At 61.0% G+C, this 11,302-nt stretch carries 3 protein-coding genes and 2 pseudogenes; 2 read left to right on the top strand and 3 right to left on the bottom strand.

Features of this window, described 5'->3' with window-relative positions; translation table 11 throughout:
• Positions 1 to 201: pseudogene (locus NKK51_RS32095) on the bottom strand (type IV secretory system conjugative DNA transfer family protein); the annotation flags it as partial.
• A gap of 267 nt (positions 202 to 468) precedes the next feature.
• Positions 469 to 827, bottom strand: a pseudogene (locus NKK51_RS32090) (DDE-type integrase/transposase/recombinase); the annotation flags it as partial.
• A 906-nt stretch (positions 828 to 1,733) separates the two neighbouring features.
• On the opposite strand from NKK51_RS32090, the gene NKK51_RS32085 reads away from it, so the two are divergent.
• Both NKK51_RS32085 and NKK51_RS32080 read left to right on the top strand, forming a co-directional pair.
• Positions 1,734 to 1,868, top strand: a complete 135-nt coding sequence (locus tag NKK51_RS32085) for an aldehyde dehydrogenase family protein (RefSeq protein WP_023671820.1) — start codon at positions 1,734 to 1,736, stop codon at positions 1,866 to 1,868.
• A 283-nt stretch (positions 1,869 to 2,151) separates the two neighbouring features.
• Positions 2,152 to 10,992, top strand: coding sequence for a Ulp1 family isopeptidase (locus tag NKK51_RS32080; protein ID WP_352556291.1), 8,841 nt, complete (start codon positions 2,152 to 2,154; stop codon positions 10,990 to 10,992).
• A gap of 152 nt (positions 10,993 to 11,144) precedes the next feature.
• On the opposite strand, the gene NKK51_RS32075 is transcribed toward NKK51_RS32080, so the two are convergent.
• A partial coding sequence (locus NKK51_RS32075; RefSeq protein ID WP_352556293.1) for a winged helix-turn-helix domain-containing protein occupies positions 11,145 to 11,302 on the bottom strand: 158 nt, incomplete at its 5' end.

Raw genomic sequence — 11,302 nt, 5'->3', positions numbered from 1 at the left:
TAATGGTGGCAGACCTTTGATGAGAACAATCTCGTAGTCGTCATCGAGCAGCCGAACCTGTTCGGGACGCAATAGCGGTGCACCTTGATGTGAATTCTGAATGTTCCAATCGAACGTTCGCGCCTGGCTGTAGGAAATCGATTGGGCTTGAAATGTGAATCCACCGATAGCTTTGGAAATGTAGTTCGGAGTCTCGTCATCTACCTCGATGTTCCTAGAAGCGCGCCGGCAGCCCGGGCGGGGGGCTTGGGGTTAGACTGCCAGCGCACGCCACTCATAAAGAGCGGCCTCTTTTCGCGGTTCGGACACCCATAGTCAACCCGGCAACGTCTGGATGCCCGCTGTGCTTTTTGCAGAGCGGCGATGCCGGGCATATCGGCCGATCCTGTCTAGGATGGTGTGGCCACTCTCGTCGGCCGAGTTGATGCTCCAGCCAGTATCGCCTTGCCGACCAGCATGAGTTCGCCGTTAGCAATCCATTGTTGCGGGCGTTCCAGTCACGGCCTTCCATTCGGCGATGGCTTGCAAGCGATGAACATGTATGGCGAGAGCAGAACGTTTGGGGCGGGGGACGAAGAGGTTGCGGAGGGCTGACAAGGTCGAGACGAAGCGTTGCAGGCCTCCCGGCGATCGGACCCCTGCATCATCCGCTCCCGTTTTCGCGGCGGCACATGGGAATTCTCCGCTCTGTTGTTCAACCCCTTGTGCGACCGGTGCTCGACGTCCGGCATCATCTGTCGCTTTGCCGCTCCATACGAGCGAAGCTAGTCGGTGATCATGCGCTTCGGCGCGAGCCCCTGCTTCTTCCACAGCCGCGTCAGCAAGCGCAACCTCTCGCAGGGTGCGCTCTCAGAGTTCGTTCCTGCGCAGCGGCCTTGTTATCTCGATACTGGATAAGCGTCTACGAACCTACGCGCCGCATAACGAGCTTTGTTGCGCTGGTCGGTTGCGAAGGGTGGCTCTATGCATCGCAGTGGCGGACGCGAAATCCTCACCATCCTTCTGCATCGCGCTATTTGGCTTGCCGAACACCCAATTTCGCCGGCACGCTGCCGCTGAATACGATGATCATCTCGCATTCTTGCTATGGAGACTGTCGTCCTTCCTGGGCACGCGGCTGACGGCGACGAAAGCGGGTTTATTCATGCAACACCCCTTTTTGGCAGGCAAGCTGGTGGACTTCGGGATGTCGGGGGCGAATATAGCGAAGACTCCCGCCGCTCGCTGATGCATTCTGGACGCAACCGCATCGAGCCGATGTGTTCGAGACGCTTCGCGGCTGCAGTCGCCGAACGATGGCGTGGTTATGCGACCTGTTCGGCATGGCTACCCCCGTCCAGTCAGGCGTTCACGAAGGTGTTTGTCGAGAGTTCGTGGAGAAAGTCCGCCACTTATCGTTGGCGAGGGCTTTGCTCCGGAGTGGCGATCGGTGCGCTGATCGACAGGCAGGCTCTGGCCAAAATCGAATCCCATGCCGTCGCGAAAGGCCGCAGAATCGATGCGGGGGCAAACGCATCGCGCGAATGGCACGTCGAACTATCGGTCCGGTCTCCAGCGAGATGACCATCGCGCAAGAAAGAGACATTCGGGCGGCTGGCGCCTGTGATTGCTTCGACGATGCGGATAGGTCGTGCATGAGGCCAACGACACGATCTACGGCCTTCCCCCACATTTGGCCTCAAACGGAAGCGTGTTTGGCGTGTCGCCGAGGCCTTGGAATATGGCATAGTGGTATGAACACGGGACGCATGTCGTCGGAAGCCGCGCCTTTCGGCCGAGTGAAGCAGTCCGGCATCGGGCGGGAGGGTTCCCGCCATTGCCTCGAGGACTACCTCGAAATGAAATACCTCTGCACGGGCGGCATCTGAAGCATGGGCTTGCAGGGCTCGCAGACCGGTAAACCAGCGAGCCATCTCCAAATATGTGAATTGTGGATTGCTCCTCGACGGGAGCTGAGGGGCGGCTCCGCAAGCCTTACGACGCTCTTTGCGAGCCGTAGCTGCCGAGCTGGCAAAAGGCCGGGCTACGTCGCGCCAGCGCAATCGGCGCGCAGAAAATTAGGCCTACCCGCTCCGGGACCGCGGACCTCGTCAGCTTCTCGTAAGTATGCCCGAGTAGGTTGCTCAGCTGATCTGTGGACGTGAGGCTAACGTGAACCGGCACAAATTTGACCTATCCAATGTAACAGGTTGGCGGCAGGTGCAGCCCCCGGCATCTCAAGAGCAAGCGGCACAGGCCGGGCAAGAGGGCTTTGAGCAGCGCTCGGGCGAGGCGCGCCAAGCCGCTGCCCAAATTCCCGCCCCCGGCGTTCCGGCTCTGCCAGACCCGTTCCATCCTCATCCGTCTCACGGAGACCTGAGCCTCATCGAAGGCGCGGCCCCATGGGAAGCGCAGCCCATGATGCAAGGGAGCGGACAAGAACACGCCGCGGCGCCGTACGCCGGAGGCAGTGGGTCGATGCTAGGTGCCTCGGTGCTGCAGCCGGGTCACTCAACGGCGCGCCATCATCATGCGCCGGATTCGTCAGTGGGTGATCTGAATCCTTCCGCACCGTTCGAGTTGCGTGACCATGCTCGTTCCCCCGTGCCGGCGGCGGTGCAGCCAGATCCTCCAGTAGTGGTCTCCGACGGTCGCGGCTGCAAGCGTCCTCTTTATTCCAACGATGCGACCGTTGTCGAAGGGCTGAGGTCACTCTACGCGGGTAAGGCCAAGGAGGAAACGGTCAAGCGCCATGTAAATTCTCTTTACGGCTTTGGTCGTTGGCTCTTTAAAAATAACAAGCCGGGATTTGCTGCTCGGCTTCACGAGGAGTCGCTGGATGAAGATCTCAAGGAGTACGAGAGCAGTGGTGGCTCCTCGACTGTGGCTGTGGCACTGCGTCGTCTCAGAGAGTCGGCGGGCGGAGTGCCAATGGTGGGCCGCGCTGTCCTGAATCCCGACCCTGCCGACGCCGTGCTCATCAAAGAGTACAAAGCGGCTCTCATCAAAGAGTACAAGGGAGCGCCTGCGACCGGGCCGAATCGCCAAACCATTCACGACTATGGAGCTACTCTTAGACGTTTCAGTGAATACCTGGTTGAAAACAACAAGCCGGGGATTGCGGCTCGGCTTCACGAGGAGTCGCTGGATGAAGATGCCAAGCGCTATAAGGCCTCCAGTGGTGACCGGAGGATCATTGCACTAGCTCAACTCCGGAAGTTCCTGCCGTCCGCCGCACTCGGGCGCGAAATTGCCCTTGCTGCTCGTCCGGAAGACGCACTCGGCATGGAGGCTCGTGCCATTGGGGACACCGCTGCGCAGCACAGCGGGCTGCAGAAGGCATTGGGTCGGCCAGAGAAGCTCCCTGGGGAAGCTAATGAAGACGCCGCTGTTCTGCCATCGTCTTTCGTACCAACTGGGCACCATCACCAAGCCTCGGATCCCGCAGAGTCCTTTCGTCCCCTGATCTGGCGCGACGGCGACCAGCGCGCGCCGGACGAGCGGATCGCTGCACAGGACAGGAGCAACCTGCTACCAAGCGAGGAGGTGCCACTGAGGCCACCGGAATTCGCTCCTCCCAGCTTGCGGGCGGGGAATTCCGCCTCGCCAGAGCTCTTTCCTGAGGGGATGTCCCCCGCGGTCGAAGGGTTTTTTGGTGTTTTCGGCGACCCCAGCGGGCGGGTGCTCGGCGCATTGCAATTGCTAGGCGACGAACATATCCACAGGGATTACCAGCTCCTGGAGCAGGAGTTGCAGGGGAACAATCCAGAACTCGCCGCCCGGACGCGGTTCGTGGATCCCCTCGTAGCCAATTATCATCTGCGCTTGGGCTCCGAGAGCGACAAGCTAAGCGCATTCCAGCGCATCGTCCATAATCAGAACGGTAACGACACAGCCGACTTCCTGTTCGTGCCAGTGAGCGATGGCGGTAAGACTCTTGCGGAGCGCGGCAAACATTGGTCGCTGCTGTTCGTTGATCGCAGCGACCGGGAACGGCCGGTTGCCTATCATTATGACTCCGTCAGCGGATGGCATGACAAGCTTGCAAAACACCTCGCAGAAAGGCTGGGCGCCAGCCTGGAGACCCGCGTGGACTTACCCCGCATCGCCCAGCAGAGCAACGAGTGGGATTGCGGAGTCTACGTGGTGGACGGCACGCGGGCGCTGGTTGGGCGATTGCAAAGATGGCAGCCAGACCTGCCAGACCTGAACCTCAACAACCTCGTCGTCAATCGGCAGGCACTACAAACCCGACTCATGGGTGACGATACATCTGGAACGGCAAATTATCTCACGAACTTTGAACTCATGGACCGACAGGCCCGAGACGCGGTTAAGGAAAGCCCCGTTGGGACGTTTCACCAGCGGATCAAGCGGCTCGGCCAGTCAGCGCGAGCGTTGCACGACAGAGCCCTGGCTCCAGTCGCGCCGGACCAAGGCAACCCAGACTCGGTGTTCGTACGGGACGTTGTTCCCGGGGAAACACGCCATCATCATGCGCCGGATTCGTCAGTGGTTGATCTGAATCCCCCCGCACCGTTCGAGTTGCGTGACCATGCTCGTTCTATGCCGGCGGCGGTGCAGCCAGATCCTCCAGTAGTGGTCTCCGGTCGCGACAAGCGTCCTCTTTATTCCAACGATGCGACCGTTGTCGAAGGGCTGCGGTCAGCACTCTATGCCGGTAAGGTCGGGGAGCGCACGGTCACGGACCATGTAAATTCTCTTCTCGGCTTTGGTCGTTGGCTCTTTGATAATAACAAGCCGGGATTTGCTACTCGGCTTGACGATCCGTTGCTGGATCAGGATCTCAAGGAGTACCAGCGCGAGAGTGGCTCCTCGAACGTGGCTAGAGCACTGGGTCGTCTCAAAGAGTCGGCGGGCGGAGCGCCAATGGTGGGCCGCGCTGCCCTGAATCCCGACCCTGCCGACGCCGTGCTCATCAAAGAGTACAAAGCGGCTCTCATCAAAGAGTACAAGGGAGCGCCTGCGACCGGGCCGAATCCCAAAACCACTCAGGACTATGCGGCTACTCTTAGACGTTTCAGTCAATACCTGCATGAAAACAACAGGCCGGGGATTGCGGCTCGGCTTTACGAGGGGTCGCTGGATGAAGATGCCAGGCGTTATTTGGACTCCAGTGGTAACCGGTGGATCAGTGCACTAGCTCATCTCCGGAAGTTCCCGCCGTACGCCGCACTCGGGCGCGAAATTGCCCTTGCTGCTCGTCCGGAAGACGCAGTCGGCATGGAGGCTCGTGCCATTGGGGACGCCGCTGCGCAGCACAGCGGGCCGCAGAAGGCATTGGGTCGGCCAGAGAAGCCCCCTGGGAAAGCTAAGCAGCTGAGCGAGATCGGCAATTCAGGCGCTCGCGTGCTGATGCAGGCCCCCACCCATCAAGTGGGTGCATTGGCATGGGAGGCGCAGCCCATGATGCTGGGGGACGAGCACCTGGCACCGCATACCGGAGGCAGTGGGTCGATGCTGGGTGCCTCGGTGCTGCAGCCGGGTCACTCAACGGCGCGCGATTCGTCAGTGGTTGATCTGAATCCCCCCGCACCGTTCGAGTTGCGTGACCATGCTCGTTCTGTGCCGGCGGCGCCTGCCGGGCCAGCGTTCGCCAGGGCTGAGGAGACGCCCTCCGCGGTTGGCGAGGCCGCGGAGGCCGCAAGGTGGGCTCGGTTGCAAAAGCAAATGGACGAACCAGTGCATGATCCCGGCCCTCAAGTGGATACATCGCCATGGGAGGCGCAACTCATGGTGCAAGGGAGCGGACAAGAACACGCCGCGGCGCCCTACGCCGGAGGCAGTGGGTCGATGCTGGGGGCCTCGGTGCTGCAGCCGGATCACTCAACGGCGCGCCATCATCATGCGCCGGATTCGTCAGTGGTTGATCTGAATCCCCCCTCACCGTCCGAGTTGCGTGACCCTGCTCGTTCTGTGCCGCCGGCGCCTGCCGGGCCAGCGTTCGCCAGGGCTGAGGAGACGTCCTCCGCGGTTGGCGAGGCCGCGGTGGCCGAAAGGTGGGCTCGGTTGCAAAAGCAGAAGGTCGACGCTGATTTGTCGGGATATTTCGACTCGATTCCGCACGCGGACCTTCTACGATCGCCATGGGAGGCGCAACTCATGACGCAAGGGAGCGGACAAGAACACGCCGCGGCGCCCTACGCCGGAGGCAGTGGGTCGATGCTGGGTGCCTCGGTGCTGCAGCCGGGTCACTCAACGGCGCGCGATTCGTCAGTGGTTGATCTGAATCCCCCCGCACCGTTCGAGTTGCGTGACCATGCTCGTTCTGTGCCGGCGGCGCCTGCCGGGCCAGCGTTCGCCAGGGCTGAGGAGACGCCCTCCGCGGTTGGCGAGGCCGCGGAGGCCGCAAGGTGGGCTCGGTTGCAAAAGCAAATGGACGAACCAGTGCATGATCCCGGCCCTCAAGTGGATACATCGCCATGGGAGGCGCAACTCATGGTGCAAGGGAGCGGACAAGAACACGCCGCGGCGCCCTACGCCGGAGACAGTGGGTCGAGGCTAGGTGCCTCGGTGCTGCAGCCGGGTCACTCAACGGCGCGCCATCATGATGCGCCGGATTCGTCAGTGGTTGATCTGAATCCCCCCGCACCGTCCGAGTTGCGTGACCCTGCTCGTTCTGTGCCGCCGGCGGTGCAGCCAGATCCTCCAATAGGGGTCTCCGGTCGCGACAAGGGTCCTCTCTATTCCAACGATGCGACCATTGTCGAAGGGCTGAGGTCAGCATTGGAGAGCACGGTCAAGCGCCATGTAAATTCTCTTCTCGGCTTTGGTCGTTGGCTCTTTGATAATAACAGGCCGGGATTTGCTGCTCGGCTTCACGAGGAGTCGCTGGATCCGGATCTCAAGGAGTACGAGAGCAAGAGTGGCTCCTCGGACGTGGCTAGAGCAGTGGGTCATCTCAAGACGTGGGCGGGCGGAGCGCCAGTGCTGGACCGCGCCGCTGTCCTGAATAATCCCGACCCTGCCGACGCCGCGCTCATCAGAGATTACACAGCGGCTCCCATCAAAGAGTACAAGGCAGCGCCGACCGGGCCGAATCCCGCTACCATTCAGACCTATGGATCTGCTCCTAGACGTTTCAGTGAATACCTGGTTGAAAACAAAAAGCCGGGGATTGCGGCTCGGCTTCACGAGGGGTCGCTGGATGAAGATGCCAAGCGCTATAACAACTCCGGTGGGATCAGTGCACTAGCTCATCTCCGGAAGTCCGAACTCGGGCGCGAGCTCCCTGGGAAAGCTAATGAAGACGACGCTGTTCTGCCATTGCCTTTCGTGCCAACTGGGCCCCATCACCAAGCCTCGGATCCCGCAGGGTCCTTTCGTCCCCTGATCTGGCGCGACGGCGACCAGCGCGCGCCGGACGAGCGGATCGCAGCACAGGACAGGAGCAACCAGCTACCAAGCGAGGAGGTCCTCATCAACCGTGAGCATGATACAGCGGAGTTGAGACCAGCGAAGAGGCAAAGGACCCCGAACAGTCGTCTGCAGGACGTTGCCACTGAGCCGCAGCTGAGCGAGATCGGCAATTCAGGCGCTCGCGTGCTGATGCAGGCCCCCACCCATCAAGTGGGTGCATTGCCATGGGAAGCGCAGCCCATGATGCAAGGGAGCGGACAAGAACACGCCGCGGCGCCGTACGCCGGAGGCAGTGGGTCGATGCTGGGTGCCTCGGTGCTGCAGCCGGGTCACTCAACGGCGCGCCATCATCATGCGCCGGATTCGTCAGTGGTTGATCTGAATCCCCCCGCACCGTCCGAGTTGCGTGACCATGCTCGTTCTGTGCCGGCGGCGGTGCAGCCAGATCCTCCAATAGGGGTCTCCGGTCGCGACAAGGGTCCCCTCTATTCCAACGATGCGACCGTTGTCGAAGGGCTGAGGTCAGCTTACGCGGGTAAGGTCAAGGAGAGCACGGTCAAGCGCCATGTAAATTCTCTTCTCGGCTTTGGTCGTTGGCTCTTTGACAATAACAGGCCGGGATTTGCTGCTCGGCTTGACGAATCGTCGCTGGATCAGGATCGCAAGGAGTACGAGAGCAGGGGTGGCCCCTCGGAGTACGAGAGCAGGGGTGGCCCCTCGATCGTGGCTAGAGCACTGGGTCGTCTCAAGACGTTGGCGGGCGGAGCGCCAGTGGTCGACCGCCCTGTCCGGAATCCCTACCCTGCCGACGCCGCGCTCATCAGAGATTACACAGCGGCTCTCATCAAAGAGTACAAAGAAGCGCCTGCGACCGGGCCGAATCGCGGTACCATTCAGGTCTATGGATCTACTCTTATACGTTTCAGTGAATACCTGCATGAAAACAAAAAGCCGGGGATTGCGGATCGGCTTCACGAGGGGTCGCTGGATGAAGATGCCAAGCGCTATGTGAACTCCGGTGGTAACCGGAGGATCAGTGCACTAGCTCATCTCCGGAAGTTCGCACCCGGGCGCGAAATTGCCCTTGCTGCTCGTCCGGAAGACGCAGTCGGCATGGAGGCTCGTGCCATTGGGGACGCCGCTGCGCAGCGCAGCGGGCCGCAGGAGGCATTGGGTCGGCCAGAGAGGCCCCCTGGGAAAGCTAAAGACGGGCGGGTGCTCGGCGCATTGGAATGGCTAGGCGACGAACATATCCAGAGGGATTACCAACTCCTGGAGCAGGAGTTGCAGGGGAACAATCCAGATCTCGCCGCCCGGACGCGGTTCGTGGATCCCCTCGTAGCCAATTATCATCTGCGCTTGGGCTCCAAGAGCGTCATGCTAAGCGCATTCCAGCGCATCGTCCATAAGAACGGCAACGACACAGCCGACTTCCTGTTCGTGCCAGTGAGCGATGCCGGTACGACTCGTGAGGAGCGCGGCAAACATTGGTCGCTGCTGTTCGTTGATCGCAGCGACCGGGAACGGCCGGTTGCCTATCATTATGACTCCTACAACGGATGGCATGACCCGCTTGCAAAAGAGCTCGCAGAAAATCTGGGCGCCAGCCTGGAGACCCGCGTGGGCGTATCCCGCATCGCCCAGCAGAGCAACGTGGTGGATTGCGGAGTCTACGTGGTGGACGGCACGCGGGCGCTGGTTGGGCGATTGCAATCGCAGCCAGATGACCTGAACCTCAACAACCTCGTCGTCAATCGGCAGGCACTACAAACCCGCCTCAGGGGTGACGATACATTCGGAACGGCAAATAATCTCACGAACTTTGAACTCATGGACCGACAGGCCCGAGACGCGGTTAAGGAAAGCCCCGTTGGGACGTTTCACCAGCAGATCAAGCGGCTCGGCCAGTCAGCGCCAGACGTTGCTCCCGGGGACCCATTTAAATTTCAAAGTCTTGAGAGCAAGGGGGACGCCGCTGCGCAGCACAGCGGGCCGCAGGAGGAATACAGTTGGCCAGAGTATCTCCCCCCTGGGAAAGCTAATGAAGACGACGCTGTTCTGCCATTGCCTTTCGTGCCAACTGGGCCCCATCACCAAGCCTCGGATCCCGCAGGGTCCTTTCGTCCCCTGATCTGGCGCGACGGCGACCAGCGCGCGCCGGACGAGCGGATCGCAGCACAGGACAGGAGCAACCAGCTACCAAGCGAGGAGGTCCTCATCAACCGTGAGCATGATACAGCGGAGTTGAGACCAGCGAAGAGGCAAAGGACCCCGAACAGTCGTCTGCAGGACGTTGCCACTGAGCCGCAGCTGAGCGAGATCGGCAATTCAGGCGCTCGCGTGCTGATGCAGGCCCCCACCCATCAAGTGGGTGCATTGCCATGGGAAGCGCAGCCCATGATGCAAGGGAGCGGACAAGAACACGCCGCGGCGCCGTACGCCGGAGGCAGTGGGTCGATGCTGGGTGCCTCGGTGCTGCAGCCGGGTCACTCAACGGCGCGCCATCATCATGCGCCGGATTCGTCAGTGGTTGATCTGAATCCCCCCGCACCGTCCGAGTTGCGTGACCATGCTCGTTCTGTGCCGGCGGCGGTGCAGCCAGATCGCCCAAAAGTGGTCTCCGGTCCCGACAAGGGTCCTCTTTATTCCAACGATGCGACCCTTGTCGAAGGGCTGAGGTCAGCACTCTATGCCGGTAAGGTCGGGGAGATCACGGTCAAGCGCCATGTAGATATTCTTTTCGGCTTTGGTCATTGGCTCGTTGAAAATAACAAGCCGGGGATTGCGGATCGGCTTCACGAGGAGTCGCTGGATCGGGATCGCAAGGAGTACGAGATCTGGGGTGGCGGCCCCTCGGCCGTGGCTGGGTCACTGGGTCGTCTCAAGACGTGGGCGGGCGGAGCGCCAGTGGTGGGCCGCCCGGCCCTGAATCCCCACCCTGCCGACGCCGTGCTCATCAGAGAGTACACAGCGGCTCTCATCAAAGCGTACGAGGCAGCGCCGACCGGGCCGAAACCCCGTACCGTTGAGGTCTATGGGTCTGCTCTTAGACGTTTCAGTCAATGCCTGGTTGAAAACAAAAAGCCGGGGATTGCGGATCGGCTTCACGAGCGGTCGCTGGATGAAGATGCCAAGCGCTATATGAAAACCGCTGAAATCAGTGCACTAACTCATGTCCGGAAGTTCGCACTCGGGCGCGAAATTGCCCTTGCTGCTCGTCCGGAAGACGCAGTCGGCATGGAGGCTCGTGCCATTGGGGACGCCGCTGCGCAGACCGCGGCACAAGCTCATGGCCACGCAGGAGAGCAGGGACCCATCTCTCGAGCTCAACAAGTCGCGCCAGCGCCGTTTGAACGGCACTTGGGCAAGAAGCGCGAGGCCCAGGACGGACTGACGAGTACACTTGACAGGAGCAACCTCGTGAACAGCGGGGGCGTCATCATAAACAATGAACATTCCACAGCGCTGTTGAGACCGGCGAAGAGGCAGAGGACTGATAATCCGCAAAGCCGCGCCATGGGGCGGCAACTGAGCGAAGCAACCACGACGTCCATCAGCCAAGCCTCCGATCAAGCCCGAGCGGACCTAGTGGCTTCCTTCAGAAGCAGGGAGCGCTCCGACGCGGGGCGTTGAGCTCCATGGCTGGGGTCAAGCAGAACAGCTCTCTTGACGACAGAGGCGCTGATGCGATCTCCGGACCGGTAGCTCTCGCCGTAATTGATCAGGCTGGTACTGTTGGAAGGCTTGATCAGCCTCGTCACCCCAATCTCCAGCATAGCTCACTGTCACGCGGCCAACGTGCCTCCGTAGCTAACATCTACGTCAGCGTTGAAGAAGTAGCCTGCGCCACGGGATGTTTTGACCAGGCGAGGGTTGGCCGCATCAGCCTCCAGCTTTCGGCGCAAGCGCATGATTAGGACATCGATACTTCGATCGTACACCT

The sequence above is a fragment of the Mesorhizobium sp. M0011 genome, from assembly GCF_040324155.1.
Lineage (GTDB): Bacteria > Pseudomonadota > Alphaproteobacteria > Rhizobiales > Rhizobiaceae > Mesorhizobium.
The sequence above is the reverse complement of the archived record's forward strand: the minus strand, read 5'-3'. Positions and strand labels throughout refer to the sequence as shown.

Bases quoted from the DNA above. Each gene is read 5' to 3' on its own strand.
- NKK51_RS32085 (WP_023671820.1), top strand. From the start codon at position 1,734: ATGAACACGGGACGCATGTCGTCGGAAGCCGCGCCTTTCGGCCGAGTG.